We start from the raw sequence: 20,385 nt of genomic DNA, 5'->3' as shown, positions 1-20,385 counted from the left end.
ATTATCCTAACTTTATAAACGTCTCAACTGCACTTTTAAACCATCCCGGGGACGGGGAGTGGGAATTGTAATTAAGTCTAAAGATTGATTTGGTAACAGTTGCCAATCATAATTTCTGACTAACAATGCCGCAAATAATTTGATCTCTAATTTAGCAAATTCTTTGCCAATACATTCGCGCATTCCGCCACCAAAGGGAACCCAACTAAAGGGTTTAGGTTTATCTTCATTGCGGGTTTCACTAAACCGCTCAGGATCGAATTCTTGCGGTTGAAAATAAACCGTTTCATCCTGATGGGTTTTGGCAATTTGATATAAAATAGACCAGTCTTTGGGGATAAAATAACCGTTATATTCACAATCTTGAATTACTTCTCGAAACCCACCCCCAACCGGAGGCACAAACCGCAATACTTCTTTCATCACCTGTTCTAAATAGGTCATGGATTTTAAATCTTCAAAGGTAATCGGTTGAGTGGGATCAAATTGTTGTTGTTCGGCTCTAATTTTTGCTATAATATCAGGACGCTGACCGACTTCTAAACAGAAGGATGCGTAGTAGTTGGCACTAAAACTTTGTTACCCATGCTGATTTCCCCATGCTTTTCAGGCTCACTAATAACGTCTTTGCAGAGATGGCGATCGCTCTCATTAACATTAGGGTTATTCTGCAAATAGTCACGCACGCGATCGCAACCTTTGGCAAGTAGTTCATCTAATTTACCAATTTCCCACAACTTGGTAGTGCCGTCCTCGCCAATGGTAGCCAGCATACTACTGTCGGGACTCAAAATGACGCTTTTGATTTTGCGATCGGGGTCTTTAAATTCTCCCATCTTGGTTCCATCCAAATACCACAAGCTGACAGTACCGTCTTCTTGGACAAAGGCAGCTAAACTACCATCTTTGTTAGAACTGATACCGGAAAATTCATCTGCTCCAAGATTTTCGGTAATAGTCTGTAGTTGTTTTCCTAATTTTACATCCAACAATACGATACTCTTGTAGGCTCTACTTATTTCTTGTACGCCAGCTAATAGGATTTGGTCGTCTGATTTCCAAATCACATTGTTAATCCTAATAGTTTCCTCATAAGGAAACGACTTATCATTTGGCTTGCCTGAAGATACATCCAACAAATAAACTGTTTTATTATTGTCATTTCCAGTAACTGCTAGTTGCTTACCATTAGGACTAAAACTCAGGTTACTGTCAGGGTCATATTTTCCGTCAAATTCTTTGTGCTGCTGACTCGACAAATCTAATATGCCCACAGTTCCTTCGTTGCTTAGGGTTGCCAGTTGCTTGCTATCAGCACTAAAACGCAGGCTATTAAAGACAGGATATCGATTGTTAAACTGCTGCACTAGCTGGCCGGATAAATCTAATAAGCGGACAGTTCCATCTATTGCTTGAGTTGCTATCAGCTTGCCATCTGGGCTAAATGAAATACTGTTAAGTTTGTCTGGAAGTTCTTGTGATTGACCTAGCTGTTGTTCTTCCAAAGCCCAAAGACGGAGAGTACCATCAGCACTGGCGGTAGCAAGGACTTTACCATCTGAGCGAAAATTGAAATTGGCGATTTGACCTTGATGTCCTTTGAGTTCACTAATTATGGTGCTGTCTAAGTCCCGCAAGCGTATAGTACCGTCATTGAATCCTGTAGCAGCAAGTTTTTTGCCATCTGGGCTAAAACTAATATCCTCGTTCCGACCCAACAAATTTGTCCACGCTTTTTGCGCGTCATTTGGTTGTCGCCAATCCCACAAATAACTTTCACTACCCATGGTGCTTCTAGCTTGTCCGTAGATAATTCCTATATCCTTACCATTGGGACTCAGTATTACTTTATCGACGCTTACTGGAAACTGCTCGGTTTTACTTAACTCTCGAAAAGATGAGTTAAACACGCTGACAGTTTTACCATCCAGCAGAGTTGTAGCAACCAATAATAATTTACCATTGGGCTGGAAACCAGCAGTTACGATTTTGTTGTGAGGTACTTGTTTGTTCTGAGGTACTTGGAATTCTTGGGATTGGTTGTTAGATAAATCCCACAAACGAGCAATACCGTTACCTCCAACGCTAACGAGTTGACGGCCATTCTGATTAAAACTGAGGCTTGTAATCCCACATGAATCGGAACTAGAAATGTCATTCCCATTCTCACATTTATTTTGTTGTAATACTGTCGCCTGTGATTGATTTTCCCAATCCCAAAACAGGATAGCACCCTTGTTTGTGCCAATAGCGAGTTGGCTACCATTTGGACTAAAAATTACCTGTGTAACTGTGTATTGATTTCCTGGTAACTCAGCTAACTTTTTCGCTTGTTTGTCCCAGACTCTGACAGTGCCATCATTTTCTGTACTAACTACCAGTAGCCTACCCTCTTTTGCCCAAAAAATACTTTGAACCCCACTGGGAAAACCTTCTTGTCTGTTGTATTCTCGGACTGTATAAACTGCCTTTCGTAGTGTTCTAATTACTTGAATTTGTTCGTCTTCTTTTGGTGGGGTAACTTTTAACAGCAAGTTAGTTTTAAGGGATTTTCCAGCCGATAAACTATCGACCAAGGCATCTAAAATCAGTTGATTTGAGCGCAAGTTACCATCTGCGGACTCAGTATTAGTCAGCATTTGGTTTATCGTTGATTGCCTAAGATTTATCAATGCCCAGATAGTTAACCCACTTAATCCCAGCATAACTGCGATCGCAATCCGCCACCGCCAACTAATATTCTGGCGTTTTTGCAAAACACTTTCCTGCACAAACTCAGCTTCTACCTGGTTTAACCAGTGATCATTGGATTTGAGTTCTTTATCCAATACATCGAGATAAGGATTCGCATTCCACAAAAACTGTACGGGTTTCTCTCTCGATTGCCCTTGCTGATTCTGAGCTTGTCGTAACAGTTTAGGAAACTGAGCAGGAATTTTATTGACTAAGTTTTCGACCGTTAAAAGCCGTAGATCTACCCAATCCAAAATAGGAGCAGTCTGGTCTATAATCCCTTTTGGCTGTTCTTTCTCCTTATTTCTAAGGCTATCCCACTCTATCGCGGCTGGAGTTAGCCGTCGTTGTAGTAATAAGCTTTCTTGCTCCTGTTGCTTCCAGCCCAGCAACTTTTGCCAACCCCGCACCAAAACATCATGGGCAGGTTCGACATAGAGATTCCCCTCAGCATTTTGTCCTTGAACCAGTAACCGAGCCTTGGTAAACCGCTCAATGACTGCTTTAGCTAAATTCTTCTTCTCGGCTGGATATTCTAGTTCCGATAACAGGACTCGTCTGCGTGTTAATTCATCTCTACCAAGGGCAACCATCCGCAGCATCACATGACAAATAATTTGGGCATAAGTGGCATTTTCTTTCACTAACGCTTCATATTCTTCATCAGCCCTTTGAGTCAGTGATTGAATTACTCCTCCCAACTCTTGATAATCTTCTTGAGTCAGCGTCCGCTCAATAATTAGTCCCTGGTTTTGTGCCTCCCATTGTCGGTTTAAATATTTGAGATAAAGTTCACTCAACGCAAAAGAAACTAGGGGTAATGCTCCTGGCATATCCACCACTTCATCAATTAATTGCTCCACCAATTCTGGAGGCTGAAAAAACATCACCCGTGCTTCTGCGGGTTTCTGAATAGCTTCGCGCAGTTCCCCTCTGGTCATCGGAGAAACAATAAATCGTCCGCTTTGCCAACGATTTTTTAGCTCAGTATTTTTGACGCTATAACCTTTAGGGATAAACTTAAAACCTGTATCTCTGACTTGGGGTTCAAAGTCAGAACGGAGGCTTAATACAACCCGTAATTTATCCCGATGGGCATCAATTGCTGTTAATATTTGTTGGAAAAACTCTTTGCGTACATCCTCGTTTGAACAGAGGGTAATAATTTCTTCACTTTGGTCAATAAACAGTAATAACTTAGAGTTGGGATTATTTTTAGCCCAAACCTCAATACTCCAAGCCAGGTTCTTCTCCGGTTGTTGTGGCTGAATTTCTGAAAATTGAGCCTCTTTCAAAGCATTATTTAACGCTTGCAAGGGAGTCTCACCGGGACGAATAGGGGGTATAATCAACCATTTCTCAGTTTGATCTTGTCGTAATTGGGGAATTAATCCTGCTTTCACTAAGCTAGATTTACCCGAACCGGAAGCACCCAACACGACTGTAAGAGCATGAGTTTTGACAAAATCCTGTAACTTTTTGACCTGTTCAGTTCTGCCAAAAAACAATTCATTATGTTTCTCGTCAAAAGCTTCTAAGCCTCGGTAGGGATTTTTTGAGGCATCTAACGGGGGTGCGGGTATTAATTTATCTGGCACAAAGCCGGGTAAAGTAAAAATAAACTCGCCTCGGTCATGCTTTTTTAACGGCCAAATTCCAGGGGTTTGCAATTCACTATAACCATCTTGACTGACTAAGTGATCGCGCAAATAAAGATAAAGTTCTAGAGCAGTAATCACACCATCTCTCGTTGAATCTGCTTTGAGATATTTTTTTGATCTATCAACTGTTAAGCGATCAATCAGAGCTTTAGCAAAAGGAGAATGCAGAGAGTCAGGATCTATTCCGCGTTTATCAGTATAATGGTCTAGAGCTTCTTGATTATAAGCAGCAGAGGTAATAGCTTGCCAAGCAGGATAGCGAATAAAGCGGTCATAATTCTCTCGATGAATTGTTTCTGGGGCTGAAATAACATTTCTACTACTAGACCAGCGAAAATTTCCTGCAAAACAACAATCTAAAATCACCAATAAATGATGACAGTTTAGTTGAGAAAGTGCAGTGTTTAAATCCTGCATGGGTAGATAAGTTTCCTGCTTTCCTGACTTAGCATCTTGAGGAATTAAAAAGCCTTTTGGCCCATCTTCACTATTACGAGTAATCCCATGTCCGGCGAAGTAGAAGAGGAGTCTGTCGCCTTCCGTTGGTTTAATTTTATTGGGAAGCTCGTCAAACAAGAGTTGATTAATTTTTGCCAATGTAGCTTCGCCCAATGTAGCTTTGCTATGATCATCGGGAAATAATCGGATTACTTTTTGATACTTGTAGTCTTTTTCTAAAAGATCTGCGATCGCTTTAGCATCATTAACAGCCGTTTTCAGGGAGTGAATTCCATTTTGATAATTGTTGATGCCGATAACGACTGCGATGTTGCGCTGAAAATTCGTTTGACTGAGTGACCAAACCATTGCTGATTCTCCAAATGACTTAAAAACTAGAAACTTGAGGGAATATAAAAACAAAAACTTGCTTTAAGAATCAGCCGTTGAGATGCACCTTAAATTTAAACTTACGGCTGACTTAATTTCAGGTATTACTAGGAAATGCTTACACCTTTTTTAACCACAAGTGTGACCTGTTCTGTTGTCCATTCATAACTAGCAGAAACCGCAGAATTAACATTTTTAGTTGGCGGTGCATCTTCACTCGCAAAGTAAGTTGCTAAGAATTGGGCGAGGGGAGTGGTCGCTTTTCCAGCATTTTTAGGTTGAATGGGTTTATCTAATGGGGGTAGTTCTAACCAGTCAAAGCTAGTGCCATCAACTGTGGCAAACACTTTAAGAATATCTAACCCTTCCTGATAACCGTTAGGAAGGCTTGTTTTAAGTGGCCAGGGAATTTCACCTCCTGGATCTAAAGGTTGAAAAGCTGCACCCGTTGGGTAGCCTTTTTGAATACTCCAATCCGGTTGAATTGCCAGTACAGTAATATTCAGCGTTTGAAAAGATTCATTGCGAATCCGCAAACAAGCGAATTGATCGACATCAAGAGTAGGTATATTACCCGAAGTATTAAAGGGTCGTAATTCCAGCGGATCGCCTGGTTCGTAATTAGCTGGTAAAGCGCATAATTCTACCTTGATTTTCCCTTTAAGAGGAGACTGAGGATCATGATTTTCTAGGTCTATAGTGGCGCGATATTTAGACAAATGCACCAAGCGTTTTACCACCGTAATCGCCGCATGAGGATCACCCACTTTAAGAGCAGGTCGTAAATTAGCAACAAGTTCTCCAGCACTATCCAGAATTACATATTCATCCCCTTGGATAGACACCTGATAATCAACAGTTTCATTGCCAGAAACTAATTCTATCCACCCCTTACCTTCTGACATTGCCAACTCAACAGGTTGCAATGCAATTTCTGAAGATTGATCTTTTTCCTGAAGCGTTAATAAACGAACCTTACGCACAAGCTGGGTATTCGGAGACAGGAGTAACGCGCAAGCACTCGAATCAATATCCTCTATCTTGCTCTGTCCAAGCATTTCGGTAATCGTTGCCCAGGAAGTTCCGCCACCGAGTTTTGTAATTTCAACTAATCCTAATCGCTGATCGATCTGGCTCAAATCTGCTAGACCCGGATAGATAGCAAATTCTGCACCTTTACGCAAACCTTGCGCTTGACCCGCATTTAACTTAACCCGTTTATTCTGTAGATCAACCTCGATCACCGATACCGTTAAGTCGGGGGAGGCGAAGTCATTTCCGAAGAAACTGCGATCGCTTTCTCCCTGCAACATCGGTGTTTGTTTTTCAAATTGGCTATGAACTTTACCGAAAATATGATTGTGAAGTATTTTGGCAGGAACTCCTGTTCCGAATTTCTCTAAAGATCTTAACAGCCAGTAAGTTAACGCTCCATGACGTTCTCCATCAAAATCCGTCTCGTAAGCATACTCGTTGTCTCGACAAGCTGCGAATAAAGTATAACCTTTGGGTTCAGGTAGCCAACCACTACTGGTAATGTTGCGAGTATTGTTGTTGTGTGGCAAACTTTGCCAAGTTTGAGCCAATTCATCCGTAGAAGAGACTAAACTTTCTATGGGTCGTGGTGTTGTGTCAATATCACCCCCTTCTGCTCGGCGAATATCACAATTATCTGCAATATTTCGGGAGGACGCTCCGCCAGAATGACAGCTATCAAGAGCAACTGTAACGACTAACCCTTTTTTGACCATATCCTGTAGGAGTTTTGCTAACTCTATGTCTCGGAGATAACGAGCTTCCGGGTTGCCAATATCCGTAGGAACCAGGGACTCATCCACTCCATTCTCTCCTTTGAGGTTGGGATAAATGGTTGCTGCACGTCCCCCATGACCTGAGTAGTGAATATAAACTTGATCTTGAGGTTGAGCCTTCTCAGTAATTTCCTTAAACTTGGCTACTATATTTTCATAAGTAGGCCACAATTCTTTGGGTTCCGATGGTTCAGAGGAACCTGCAACATGAGAAGCTGTTAGTTTGATAATCTGCGTTTCTGGTACTTGCAGTCTGTTTTTCAAAAAAGCCTCTACACCATTGATGTCACGGACACATCCTTTCAGGTTCTTGTAGTAGCTACCATCCGATAATTTATTAGGTAGGTAGCAATTGATTCCGATCAGTAAGGCGTGGAAATTAGAGGAAGTTACAGTGCTTGGATTAGCCATATTTTTCAACTTTTAGAGTTTAATAAAGAACGGCGTTGATGTTGATTAGTAAGTGGAGGCAACAGTTAAACATTTAAAAAACTTTCCAATCTTGTCCTAAAAACAAGGCTCTTTCGGCTTTTCTGCGTCGGGTTAATCCTTCTAAGACTTGACCTCCGGCTTTATTCCATCGAGGAAATTGATCCGCCGTCCCTTGAAAGTCTCCTTGGTTTAACAGCTTTAATAACGTAGATTGAAATAGAGAATCTGCACCTAAATTAAAACAAAAAGAAACTAAGGCTGAGAATTGATTAGGATTAATTGAAACTTCTACTGCTTCTGTAACTGCTTCTTCAAATTCTTGTAAATCTTGACGAAGTAATTCTTCCGCTTTTGCTTCTGTGATCACCATTCCAGGCTCTACGGTTTTGGTGTGTCCATATCCAATTGTCCACACATCAACAGCATCTAGGTAAGCTTCTAATTCTAAGCCTTCAAAGGATTTAATTAAGTTAACTCCTTCTGAATTAATGGTCATTCCGCCACGAGTTGCACTATCGGTTACAACCGGAGGAACTTGATCAGCAGAAGCAACCGTAAAGGTTTCAGCGAGGGTAAATAGTAAGGCTTTTTGCAGTAATTTGACTTGTTTGTGAGTCGGAATAACTTTAACGGCTAAACCGTCTTTATATTCGTAAATGTTACCATCGGGGAAAATTTCGAGTGTCCGATTCATTTTTTTCTCCTTAATAATTGTTATCTGAGGGTGTAGTTTAGAGTTTGCAGCGTGATTTTCTGGGAGTTAGAAACCCAGTTGATTAAGTAGCGATCGCGGATGGAGAAACCGTTTCTGGTGCAGATAAAGTTGGGGACTCGGTAGACTCATCAACTTTAGTTTTCCAAAGTTCACAAACGGTTTCAGAGGTTGCTGATGATATCCCAGAAGTGGCTGAAGAAATTGTTTTGACAATTAACACCGCCAGCAGAACCGCGATCGAAGAAGCTAACCCTAAATGACTGGCTAAAATGGGTGCTAACAACGCAGCGGCTTTCTCTGAATTTTCTTTGTAAGCCACTAGGATTTTCTGCTTCAATTCCTGATCATCAAACAAATCGCTACACATCAATTGATAAGCTTTGACGTTGAGTTTTTGGAAGAAGCGATCGCCGGCTTTAATAGTTTCTTGATCAAACCCGCCTCTAGGCGTTGCAATTAACGCCTCTTCTAAACTTTCTAACGAAGAAGCAGAACGAGAGGTTGATTCGTTGGCGAGTTCTTGTTCCTGAATGGCGAGTTGTGCTTTGAGAGTCTCTTCATCAAGTTCTATTAGCTGTTTGGCAAATTCATCACTGATCATCATCAATTTTTCCTTTAAACAAAATTCATCAGTTCTATTAGAGAAAATAAAGAACTTGAAGCTCTCTAACGAGAAATAAAATGTACGAAAAACTGTCCGTCGGGAATGCAGGTATCTTTAATCATGCCGTAGGAATAATGAAGAAATTTACCTTTTTGATTGTTGCCGTGGGGGTCATTGATATCATAACCTTCTGCAAACCATTCTCCATAGGGATCGTGAACAATAAATCCTTTGTTGTCATATCCAACTAAGACGATAATATGCCCACTTCGAGTAAAAAAGCCATGTACAACGGCTGGATTTCCATTAGCTAACCAATCTTTTACCTGTTCAACGGTTGCTGTTGTTGTGAACTTATCTTTGGCTCCATAATCACGAACAATCACAGCCAGATCATCACCCAAATGGCGACTTAATCCTTGATCTAACGCATATTGATAAAGCTCATCCTCAAACTGTCCTTGACTTTGTTTACGGGAGATTTTGAGATATTCTAAACACATGGCAATTGAGGTAACATTACAGGAACCCGACGGGTTCTGTAAGTTATCATTTTGAGATTTGTAAGGGACTGGCAATTTAATTTCGTTGCGTTTTGGATAAACTTTAGTATTGCCTTCTAAAACCTCGGCGTGTTCTCCAAAAATATACCAAGTCCAACTGTTGTTAATAGGTGTATCTGCTAAGGTAATTTTTAAATGACCACGCTCCACCTCAAATGATGTGATATTAAGGGGTTTACCGACTTTGATCTCTTGTTTTTCGCTCGCTTGTAGGGTATCAGATTGTAAGGGTTTTGTTTTTAGGAGAGTATCTTTGATAATGTGAACCTGAATGAGTGGCACACTTTCTCCGCCTCGTGCTGCAACTTGATCAGATTCAAGCAATTCTTGAGCCGTTCTGCTTCCTAAAAATTCGGGTTCATAACAGCGCTTTAGGTTTTGAAATCGCTGCAAAGCTGCAATAGACACATTATCAAAGACATCTTCTACGTTGGGGTAAAGAAACCCTTGATTAATCAAAATTTCCTGAATTTGTGAACTTAAGTCTTGATCTTGTTGAAGACGATAGAAGTCATATTTAAGATTGGCTTCTACGAAAGATTGCAGATCCATTTTTTTTCCTTAACTAAAAGATTGATTTTGGTGTTGGATTTATCTGTACAATAATTTCTGATAAAAAACATCATAACACACTTCACCCAAACCTCATAGAAAAGCTCATGGTAATCGGTAATGAGGCTATACTTACGTATACTGGCTGATGAAAGAATATTTGATTTAGGGTTAAGCCAATTTACAAGCCTGTTGTAAACAACTCACCACTAAATCTTAGAAATCCATTGGGCAATGGATTTGGGGAATTAGCCAGAAGTATAGAATCTGCGATAGTCTCTAAGGGTGAATAAAGATGAACTTAGATGTTGTCCTTGAAATCGTTAACCGGAGCCTGATTGACAGTCACAATCCTCCTCTAAATACTGCTGAAGATCTGATTCTGCGAGGTATTTGGGAATATAAAACCTATAACCTCGTTGCTGAAGAAGCGGGTTACAGTCCTGGTTACTTTACCAATGTGGTTGCGCCTGAGTTATTCCGACGACTTTCTGAAATTATTGGCCAACGAGTTACTAAAAAAAACTGCCGATTGCTGTTGGAGCCTTATGTTGCCGCCTGGAAAATACCAGAGGAAACCTTACCCAGCCCAGAGCCTGTCAGCTTGTCTGTAACTCCCTTACCAGATTGTTCTCCTTGCTTTCCCAATGGAGCCGTTGCTCTGGGTTCGCCGTTTTATATAAAACGCTCTGCGATTGAGGAACAAGTTTATGCAGAAATTAGTAAACCAGGAGCTTTGGTGCGGATTAAGGCTCCTCAAGAAATGGGTAAAACGTCTCTACTGTGGGGTGAAGTGAGCAGTCGTACAGAAACTTACGCTAAGGAATTAATTAGCCATTTTGAATATTGCGATCGCATCTAAAAACCTGTACCAATTGATCTGTCTGAAATTTTAAAGCCTCAAAGCCTTACTGTGCCGTACACAAAAGCTGTACCAGTTTAACTATAGTTAAACTGGTACATTTTTCAAGATACAAAACGTTAGAAATGTTAACATCTTAAACTACTGATATAAATGAGTTTTGGGCTTAACGGCACTTTTCGCACAGTTGCTACTCAAACCCTAGCTTCTAGAGATTGACCTCTCGGAGAGTGACAGAAGAGGGATATCTTTATCTTTCATCTAAGATTATCCATAAAAAATCTGGAGAAAATGACAAATATAATTCATCCAACTAACAAACTATATGCCTTACTCATTGGTATAGACTACTACTTGCCGAATCGATTATCAGATGGTAGTTCCTACAGTAATCTGGGTGGGTGCGTGCGTGACATTAACCACGTAGAAGACTTCCTCAAAGCAAAGTTAAAAATGTCACCGGAACAGATTTTTAAACTGACCGCCTCTAACAGTGGCAAACCCGAACCCGCAGAACCCATAGAACAATGGCCAACCTACAAAAACATGGTGGCGATGTTCAAGCGTCTCACCGAAATTGCCCAACCTAGAGATCAAGTTTATATTCACTATTCTGGTCATGGGGGTCGCACACCCACAAACTACCCCCAACTCAAGGGAAAAAATGGCATTGATGAAGCGCTGGTTCCCACCGATATTGGCAACTCCAGCGCCCGATATTTGCGGGATATTGAAATCGCTAAACTCTTAGAAAGAATGGTGGATAAACAATTAGTCGTAACCGTGATATTAGATAGCTGTCATTCCGGGGGTGCTACCAAAGGAAATGATGCTCAAATTCGAGGATTAGATACGATTGATAACACTCCTCGTCCTATTGAAAGTTTAGTTGCTTCCGATCAAGAATTAACCCAAACTTGGCAAACCTTAACTCAATCCCAAACCCGTAATTTTCAATTAGGAAGTGGATGGCTACCTCAACCCCAAGGTTATGTTTTATTGGCGGCTTGTCGTTCTAATGAATCTGCCTTTGAATATGCTTTCAATGGCAAAGAACGCAATGGTGCGCTGACCTATTGGTTGTTAGATTCTCTGAATTCCCTAACACCAGGGTTAACTTATAAGGCACTTCATGATCGCCTGCTTGCCAAAATTAATAGCCAATTTCAACGACAAACCCCACAACTTCAGGGAGAAGGCAATCGTTTAGTGTTTGGAAGCGATCGCATTTCCCTACAATATGCCATTAATGTTAAACAAATCAACCCACAAAAAGGAATTTTGCTCAATGGCGGGCAAGTTCAAGGATTAGCAAAAGGTTCACAATTTCTAATTTATCCGCCAGGAATAACGGATTTAACTGATGTTAGCCAGCGATTAGCGTTAGTAGAAATTACCGAACTCGGTGGAACCGAATCTTGGGCTGCAATTCAAGAAACGTTTCGGTCTCAACCCATTGAACAAGCGGCACAAGCTGTCTTAATTAATCCCAAATCGATTAAATTAGTTAGAAAAGTTCGTTTGATTGAAAAAACAGAAGGAATACAAACAGATCAGTTACCTTCAGATGTTTATCAAAAACAGTATCAAGCGTTGCAAGCAGTTAAAGAAGCACTGTCCATTGGGAACGGTTGGATTGAGTTAAGTTCTAACGAGGAAACAGCCGATTATCAAATTATCATTAACCAAAAAGGTGAGTATGAAATTTGTGATCCGACTACCACTCCTATTGCCAACTTACGACCTTCTTTAAACATAAATGACATTGATGCAGCGGCAACTGTAGTCAAGCGTTTAGTTCATTTAGCGAAATATCGAGCGACTCAAGAACTTAATAACTATTATCATCGCTCAAATGTACCAGGAACTAAACTGGCATTGACTTTAGAAATAATCGGAAAACAATCGAATTACGATCCCACAGAAGCTCCAGAACCCCAACCGCTTGATGACCCTGGAAATACACCCACTCTCAAAGTAAATGAATGGGCATTTATTCGTATCCGAAATGATTCCTCTCAACCTCTCAATATTACCATTTTGAATCTACAAGCAGATTGGGCAATTACTCAAGTCTATCCTTCTGAAAGTGGAAATTTTATCACCTTTGATCCGGGACAAGAGGAAACTCTTCCACTTTATGCTAATTTACCGGATGGATACGAAGAAGCACAAGATATTCTGAAGGTATTTGCCACCTTTGGTGCAACAGATTTCCATTGGTTAGAATTACCTTCTCTCGATCAACCTATTTTTTATCCAGTTGGCAAAACAACAGAAAATCCCTTGGAAGAACTCTTAGCTGCGGTTGCTGCATCTCACCCTCCAGCTAAAAATTTAACTCCCGTCAGATCCCCTGCTAGTGAATGGATTACCGAACAAATTGTTGTCAGCATTGTTAACCAATAGAATAGGCGTTTATTCATGAAAAATCTAACTCCAATAACGATTAATCAATCGATGATGAGCAGTACCCATGCTTTAGTTGTGGGAATTGCCAACTATCAGAATATAAAACCGCTTCCCGAAACGGTTCTGAAAGATGCCCAGGATATTTATCAACTGTTAATTAGTCCGCAACATTGTGGTTATCAACCTGATCAGGTACAATTATTATTAGATAGTGAAGCCACTCAACAAAATTTACTTCAAGCCTTGGCTAAACTCGTCCAAGAGAGTAACCTTAATTCGACGGTTTTTATTTATATTTCCAGTCATGGAGGACAGTTAAAATCCGGTTCATACTCAGGGGAATACTTGTTACCCGTTGATACGGATTTCACCTCAGAAGCAGTATTAGCTGAAACCGCTATTTCTGGAACCCAATTTACTGAAGCGTTACGTGCCATTCCTGCTCAAAAATTAGTGGTTATTTTTGATTGTTGCCATGCGGGGGGTATCGGTCAACCGAAAGACGTTGATGCCGCTGAAATCAAAACAGGTTTACCGGAAAGTTACTATGATGTTCTTAAACAAGGACGAGGACGAGTGATATTAGCGTCTTCCCGCAGTAGTGAACAATCTTATATCTTATCCGGTGCTAAGAATAGCCTTTTTACTCAATACTTATTAGAGGGACTTCAAGGAGGAGTGATTGCCCCTGGAGGGGTAATTCGGATTCTAGATTTATTCAGTTATTTACAACCCAAAGTTACCCAAAATTTCCCGAATCAACATCCGATTCTCAAGGCAGAAATTGAAGAAAATTTTCCGATTGCCCTTTATTTAGGTGGTAAAGCTGCCACACCCCTACCGACAACTTTACCCAATGATGACTATGCTTATGATGTTTTTATCAGTTATTTGGCTAAGGATGCCGATAAAACCTGGGTTCGTAAGACGTTGTTACCCGCTTTAGAGTCCCAAGGACTGAGGGTGGCGATTGATTCTCGGTTCCCCCTGGGAGTTCCTTTAATTACCAGCGTAGAAAAAGCAATCCAGCAAAGTCGCTATACTGTTGTTGTTCTTTCTCCCCATTACTTGGAAAGCAGCTATGGCGAATTTGAGAACTTAATCGCCCAGCATTTAGGGTTAGAAGAAAGCAAGTATCGGTTAATACCCGTAATGCGGGAAGAATGTACGCCCCGATTAGGGTTACGCATTCTCTTTTTATTAGATATGGCCGATGAGGATGAATTTGATACTAATATTGAGCGATTAGTTTACCAATTGAAACAATTGTCAGGGGGGAGACAGGGCTGATTTTAGTTTAAAAAAGCTGGTGATTGGGTGAAAATGCCCTTATACTAATACAAGAATCTGGTGCATCATGGAAAACTTAGCTTATTTGCATTTAGCCTTAGCTTACGAGACAGCAGAGCAATTCTCCTTTTCAGCTAAAAATTTACCACAAACCTGTGATCGGAGCAGTAGGATTAGGAAAGTTATTGCTTCTACCGGGTTGTAAGCTTAAGGAAAACTTGCCTTCTGCCAAACCTTGATAAGGTTTATAATTTTGAAACCCTGGAAAATCATGATTATCTGTTAAAACAAATTTTGCTTGAGCAGCAAATGTCCCTTGAACATTATTATTCTTTTTGGTTAATTTTCCTTTAAATGAAAAGCAAACCATAGTCTGTTCTGGAAAACTACACGGAAGACCAATATTACTTTCACTGAAAAATAATTCAGGGGTAATGAACTTATTGATTCGAGGAGAACCAGTCTCTACACTTCCACAAGGGCGAGCCATAAACTCAACTGATTTATTTTCAGCCAGAGGTTCCTTTAAAAATATACTAATATATCTATTCCTAACAACAAGCGTAATTTGTTTCTTGGTCGGGTTATAAGTTCCAGAGCTAATCTGAAAATTCTTTCCCAACCCGATAGGTACAACTTTAGGATGGCTGCTTTTTGTAATTTCTCCCTTACCTCCAATGACCTGATATTGTCCAGACGTTTGAACACTGGGTATAAATGGAAAACATTCAGATTTTTCAGCAGCTTGAACAGCCAATAAATTCTGATTTTTGCGAATCCAAAATGAGGAGAAAAGAGGAGTTAATAAAAATATCGTTGTTAAGATAAAGTTGAATTTTCGCATATTAAGTTAGGTTCCTTATTTAACTTGACTTTTAACCGACTACTTAGAAACTACTTCGCAGTTCGAGTATTAATAACTTGACAAGAGTTAAGATGCTTAATGATGTAACCGTAACTAACTTCAGGAAAGATTAAAGCTGTCAGGGTGTCATCTGGATAATTTTGAGTACATTGACCTCCTTTCAAGTTATGTGTAGCACTATACCAGCCACACTGATTATTCGTATACCTTCGCCACAATTCATCAATCCCTTTCAACAAGTTACAGGGAATGCGTTTAGCTTCATTGGGGCTTAAAGTTCCAATACGGTTAATATCTGCTCCTAGATCGATCATAATAACTTCATAAGTTGCCTTTAAAGCACTATTGGGTGTAAATTTTTCGTCATAGCGAAGATAGGTTGTACTTTTTACATCTCCAATTTGCTTGCTTTTTAATTTATCTTCTATTTTTTTTATCCCGTAGGGCAGAATTAACTCATCCATGATCGCGTTAGCCTCACCTTTAATTCGGTTAATCTCTTTTGATTCTAACTGCAATTCATGAATACGGAAATTTGAATTTTCAATTCTAAAGATTGTATCTAAAGCTGCTCTCGAATACCGAATCCCCGTTTCCTCAGATTCTAAAGCTGTTGAGGTATTTTTTTCTTTAATCGATTGACGAGTATTAAACTGAGCTTCCTTCGCTTTTTCAAGATACGTGTTGAGGATTGGTAAAATCACAGCTAATGTTTCAGGCTTAATATTGCCAAGTTGTACATCGAGAATAATTTCCATATTATTTGTTTCGACCTGCTGCTTCCAGACAATGCCTGATGCAACTAAAACAGCAATCCCTAAAATGGAAATTGCACCTGTAACCATTTTCTTCATTCGTTGGGTTCTGGAAACTTCTTTCTGACTTGCTTGAATGAAGTCTTCAACTAACTTGTCATAACTGAGATTGATCGCAGTTGCACTTGCAAGCCAACGTTCTGATTCTAAGATTTCAATTGCATCTAACAACCCACCATTTTTCCTGCCCAACCGTTCCCATTCCTTTGCTTTATCGGTTAATCGCCTGCGAGTTTGTTCTGCATCTCGGTGTTCAGAAATCCACTGTTGCAAAGTCGGCCATCCAGAGATTAAAGCTTCGTGAGCAATATCTACAGTTTTGAGAGATGAATTTTTTTGATCTTTATCTGAAGTTAATAATCGGCAATCAATTAAATGCTCTAAAGTTTGTTGAAATAATCGAGGATCATCACCAATGCCTTGTAATTCGTTGACAAGTTGCCGACGACGGGTATCTGCACGCCCCTCTCCAAAGTGAACTAATCTTATAAAAATACGACGGGCAATTCCATACTGCTTTTCTGGGTCAATGGTCAAAGAGGCGAGTGCTGCATCTGCTCGACGGGCGATCGCAACTTGTAATCCCGTGCGATTTCCTTTGCTTAAGCCCCCATAGGCATCACGTGGCAATACCAATGCTTCATAAGCTCGTAACGGTAAAAAGCGACGTTCGATTCGTTCCCACAGGAGCACCAACGTTTCTTGAACTAATGGCAATACACCGGGTTCTCCAGAGGCATCATCAACCAATCGTTCAACCAGCGTAGGTTCAATAAAGACTTCCACGCTTTCTGCGGGTTTCAAAATAGCTTGCCTTAAACCCACATCATCAAGGGGTACAACTTCCATGCGACTCCGTTGAATCTGATGCCACAATGGAGAAGTCATTAAATCTGAGTAAAAATCTGCCCGTACCGTTAACACGATGTAGCATTTGGGAATTTCAACTAACTTCAGGATGATCTGTTGAAAAGGATTGACTTCTGATCCGGGTTGGGTAAACAGTTCCTCAAATTGATCGATCACCAGCAAGAGTCTTTGACTGTTGGGTTCAGCTAATAGCACTTGCTCCACAGCTTCAGTCGTATCACTCAAATCATGACTCAGCAGAGCTTGTAACGTTTGCAAAGGAGTTGTTCCGGGACGCATTGAGATGACTCGCCAATTTCCGGCTCCAAACAAACCACTTTGTCTTAATTTAGGAATTAGCCCTGCAAATACTAGGGAGGATTTCCCGCTACCGGATGGCCCAATTACGGTGACAAATGGGTGCGATCGCAAACGCTCAACTAATTCGTCGATTTCTTGCTCTCGCCCAAAAAAACGCTCCTGATCTGCCTCACGAAATGGCATCATCCCAGGATAAGGGCAAGGCGGTTTTGGGATCGAAGAAGAGGCTCTAGAACGTTCTAGATCAGCACAAAGTCGGGCAACTGCCACATCTTGGTCTTCTGGTGTTGTGGCATCCAGCCCCACAAGCACCTTTAGACGGAGTGGCAGTGGTGTTGGCTCCAGCACTAATGGAATCACAGGCCATGTTTGTGTATCCTGACCGTAAGACTGCCCTAGTAACTCAACAAACTGGTTGAAATCATCTGCGACATACGCAGGAGAGATGACAAGCAGTGTACGACGGCTTTGCTCAATTGCACGCTGAAACTCCTGAATACGAGGAACACCTAACCGAAAAGCTGCCTCAGAGAGACTTTTTACTCCGGCATCGGTTAAGGCATCTAGTAAATATCCCTTTACCCATGCCTCATCTGCTTCTACATAGGAAATAAAGAGATCGTAAGTTGTTGGTTCTGGCATTTCTCACCTCCATCCAGTTTAGAAGCCCATATTTCCCCGATTGCCACTTGAATAGAAAATGTTAATTTTCCATAGGTTGAAAGGACGTAGCTTTGTGAAACGGAACTACCAATCAGTAAAGATACTGTCATCCGTATACTATATCTAAAAATTAATTTAGATACCCAAGTTTAACCAAAAAATCATTTAACTCTGTTAAAGTTTGCGATCGCTCTGCCTTCAACTCCCGACTAGAAACCGCATACTTATCCCAAATCTTCTCAACCAAGGCAATCAGCGCCCTTTTTGCCCCATTCAAATAGCGGATTACAGCAACCGCCTTGGTGGTTAAAACATAGAATATGAGGAGTCTGTGTTTTTATGTGGCGATCGCCCACCTATCTATAGCCAAACCCTATAGTTACGACCTGCGAAAAAACCAATCGAAGCCATCACACCTAACAGAAGATTTTTCAGTCACTGCATAGCATAACAATAATAACGCTATCTCTGAGAATAGCAAAATTTGATATTCTGTTATTGAGATAAGTTGTGATTAGGTCTGGGCGCGGCCTCTAAAATTGCCCAACGAGATAGTCGTTTAATTGAAATGTATAGTTTCGCCGCGATCGTGTATTTTTTAATTAGTTTTATTTTGTCCCAATTGGTTAAACAGATGCAAGCAAAAACAAGTTTAGCGAGATCATAAATTTTACGCAATCACCCTTTATATTTTACCTTAATTACTAATATTTTTAGCGACGAAGGCAATAGCGGCAGGATACTCAATGGAATGAATAGAAACCTCCGTAAAACCCGCTTCTAAAATATAAGTCCAGGCATCCGCACCAAATTCGGTATGAACAACAAAATCTTCGGGCATGCGATCTAAATTTCCGTGAAAACTTGGGGTAAGGCCATCACGATTGCGGGACAAACGACCAACAATAATAGGAACCGTAAAACAAAGACCTCCATTGGGTTTGAGTACCCTGCGGCATTCTTGCAACCCATGAATAGGATTTTTGATATGCTCAAGAGTATCAGAATGAATCACCACATCGAAAGTAGAATCTTCGTAGGGAATGGCGTGAATATCCACATCGGGATAAGCTCCAAAGGTGTGGTTACTAAAAGTTTTAAGAATTGGGTGTAAGGTTCCTGCTTGATTGATTTCTAAAATGGCCAGGTCTTTGGCTAAAGGAGAAGACGCAACCTCTTTCAATGTCAAGTTGGTTCCGATAAATGCCCTAAGTGCATTGGCTAAGGCAATAGAGCGAAGATTTGCCCCACACTGATCGCAAGTTTTGCCTTGCTGCTGATCAACATAGGCTACCTCTGCTGGAGAAAGCTGCCATTCATTGGCTAATTTTTCCCACGAAATTCGTTGAAATGTAAAGCTTGTTCCCCCACAGACTCCGCATTGCATTTTGCATTACCTCAGAAATAATTAGGCTAGAAATGAACTGTTCAATAATAAGACTTATTCGGGGTAAAGACAAGATACGCGCAAAATTTATCACGACGTAAAGTTTTGTAAAGTAGTCATGTATTTATGTCTTTCAAATATTGCCTAGTTTGGGTTTACAATCTGGATGGTGTTGAAATCATCCTCATTAAGATATGGCAGTTACAGGGAAGCTGGAATTAACCCTTAAAATTACGGAATTTCCGACGGATGTTCAGACCGTTGAGAATAACTGGAAGCAATTTATTGTTGACTGTGATGGCAGAATCTTCACAATAACAGTGAAGCCGAAAATGTTCAAAAAACTAGAGGAAGCGCAAGCGAATTTTCCGATGTGGGTGGCTGCGATTGCTGGGAAGCTGGGAGAAGCTACTCCCGATGGCTTTGTCTTAGCTGACCCCGCAATTCAAGTGTTTGAGAAAAAACCGAAAGACCCCAAGGAAACTGCATCTGAGTAGTTGAAATCAAGGGTTATTTTGGGGCTATATTTAGGAGAGGATAATGGCTTATCGTATCAAAATCAATGGTGTAGTGGCAGTTGTTGAGAATGGAGTTTGGACATCTTCAACCCCACATTATGCCGAAATCCTTAATAATATGTTGGCAATAGAAAAAATGGGCGCAATAGACCCAGATTCGCCTTTTTTCTGGCTTAATTCCCCTGCGACTCCCGACCCTGATTGGCTGATTGCGACGGAGATGGCTAAGAGCTTCGACGGGGTTGTAATGGATGATCCTTTGCCTCGTGCTCCTTTAATAATTGACGGGGAAGAAATAGATGAATCCGAAATATTGTATTAATAGGCATTGAGCCAAGATTGGTTTAAAACTGTGCAAGATAAACCTCAAAAGCCTTCTACAGAAGGTTTTTGACTGCGTGCGACATGAAGTCATCTACTAAGCACGACAGTGCCTGATGACTGAGAGGCTGTCCTCTCCAGAGAATCCTTTCTCTCTGTTCCCACGTAAAAGGGTCACGTTAC

Annotated in this window: 13 protein-coding genes and 1 pseudogene; 5 read left to right on the top strand and 9 right to left on the bottom strand. The window is 40.7% G+C overall.

Annotated elements, in window-relative coordinates:
* Positions 1 to 12: 12 nt before the first annotated feature.
* The 6 genes and pseudogenes from AC559H_RS05085 to AC559H_RS05060 form a co-directional block, all read right to left on the bottom strand.
* Positions 13 to 528 (bottom strand): annotated as a pseudogene (locus AC559H_RS05085) (cytochrome P450); the annotation flags it as partial.
* Between the two features lie 11 nt (positions 529 to 539).
* A complete protein-coding gene (locus AC559H_RS05080) occupies positions 540 to 5,201 on the bottom strand; it encodes an nSTAND1 domain-containing NTPase (protein ID WP_051319801.1) in 4,662 nt (1,553 codons plus the stop codon).
* A 128-nt stretch (positions 5,202 to 5,329) separates the two neighbouring features.
* Positions 5,330 to 7,444: a caspase family protein gene (locus AC559H_RS05075; protein WP_026793919.1), complete on the bottom strand. Its 2,115-nt coding sequence runs from the start codon at positions 7,442 to 7,444 to the stop codon at positions 5,330 to 5,332.
* Positions 7,445 to 7,517: 73 nt separating this feature from the next.
* Positions 7,518 to 8,159 carry a lysozyme gene (locus AC559H_RS05070; protein ID WP_202806333.1) on the bottom strand — a complete coding sequence of 214 codons (642 nt, stop codon included), beginning with the start codon at positions 8,157 to 8,159 and terminating at the stop codon, positions 7,518 to 7,520.
* Positions 8,160 to 8,241: 82 nt separating this feature from the next.
* Positions 8,242 to 8,784 carry a hypothetical protein gene (locus tag AC559H_RS05065; RefSeq protein WP_148292196.1) on the bottom strand — a complete coding sequence of 181 codons (543 nt, stop codon included), beginning with the start codon at positions 8,782 to 8,784 and terminating at the stop codon, positions 8,242 to 8,244.
* Positions 8,785 to 8,846: 62 nt separating this feature from the next.
* A complete protein-coding gene (locus AC559H_RS05060) occupies positions 8,847 to 9,899 on the bottom strand; it encodes a C39 family peptidase (RefSeq protein ID WP_026793916.1) in 1,053 nt (350 codons plus the stop codon).
* 295 nt (positions 9,900 to 10,194) lie between these two features.
* On the opposite strand from AC559H_RS05060, the gene AC559H_RS05055 reads away from it, so the two are divergent.
* The 3 genes from AC559H_RS05055 (at position 10,195) to AC559H_RS05045 (ending at position 14,463) form a co-directional block, all read left to right on the top strand.
* Positions 10,195 to 10,761 (top strand): helix-turn-helix domain-containing protein, encoded by a 567-nt coding sequence (locus tag AC559H_RS05055; protein ID WP_051319800.1) that lies wholly within the window; start codon positions 10,195 to 10,197, stop codon positions 10,759 to 10,761.
* A gap of 291 nt (positions 10,762 to 11,052) precedes the next feature.
* Complete coding sequence (locus AC559H_RS05050; RefSeq protein WP_026793915.1) at positions 11,053 to 13,170, top strand: caspase family protein; 2,118 nt, start codon at positions 11,053 to 11,055, stop codon at positions 13,168 to 13,170.
* Between the two features lie 15 nt (positions 13,171 to 13,185).
* Complete coding sequence (locus AC559H_RS05045; RefSeq protein ID WP_051319799.1) at positions 13,186 to 14,463, top strand: TIR domain-containing protein; 1,278 nt, start codon at positions 13,186 to 13,188, stop codon at positions 14,461 to 14,463.
* A gap of 142 nt (positions 14,464 to 14,605) precedes the next feature.
* Here AC559H_RS05045 and AC559H_RS05040 read toward each other — a convergent pair whose 3' ends face one another.
* The 3 genes from AC559H_RS05040 to AC559H_RS05030 all read right to left on the bottom strand — a co-directional run bounded on the left by AC559H_RS05040 (position 14,606) and on the right by AC559H_RS05030 (position 19,363).
* Positions 14,606 to 15,307 carry a hypothetical protein gene (locus tag AC559H_RS05040; protein ID WP_026793914.1) on the bottom strand — a complete coding sequence of 234 codons (702 nt, stop codon included), beginning with the start codon at positions 15,305 to 15,307 and terminating at the stop codon, positions 14,606 to 14,608.
* A gap of 50 nt (positions 15,308 to 15,357) precedes the next feature.
* Entirely contained in the window at positions 15,358 to 17,955 is a 2,598-nt protein-coding gene (locus AC559H_RS05035; protein ID WP_026798448.1) for an nSTAND1 domain-containing NTPase, read from the bottom strand.
* Between the two features lie 718 nt (positions 17,956 to 18,673).
* Positions 18,674 to 19,363 carry a methyltransferase domain-containing protein gene (locus AC559H_RS05030; protein WP_026793911.1) on the bottom strand — a complete coding sequence of 230 codons (690 nt, stop codon included), beginning with the start codon at positions 19,361 to 19,363 and terminating at the stop codon, positions 18,674 to 18,676.
* A gap of 194 nt (positions 19,364 to 19,557) precedes the next feature.
* Here AC559H_RS05030 and AC559H_RS05025 point away from each other — a divergent pair, with 194 nt between their 5' ends.
* Both AC559H_RS05025 and AC559H_RS05020 read left to right on the top strand, forming a co-directional pair.
* Positions 19,558 to 19,860 (top strand): hypothetical protein, encoded by a 303-nt coding sequence (locus AC559H_RS05025; protein WP_026793910.1) that lies wholly within the window; start codon positions 19,558 to 19,560, stop codon positions 19,858 to 19,860.
* A gap of 43 nt (positions 19,861 to 19,903) precedes the next feature.
* The gene (locus AC559H_RS05020; RefSeq protein ID WP_042158673.1) at positions 19,904 to 20,203 is read left to right on the top strand and encodes a hypothetical protein; all 300 of its coding nucleotides are present in this window, start codon (positions 19,904 to 19,906) and stop codon (positions 20,201 to 20,203) included.
* The last annotated feature ends 182 nt before the right edge of the window (positions 20,204 to 20,385 follow it).

Source organism: Planktothrix prolifica NIVA-CYA 540 (assembly GCF_963864145.1).
In the GTDB taxonomy this organism is placed as follows: Bacteria; Cyanobacteriota; Cyanobacteriia; order Cyanobacteriales; family Microcoleaceae; genus Planktothrix; species Planktothrix agardhii.
This window is presented reverse-complemented; position numbering and strand designations above follow the sequence as displayed.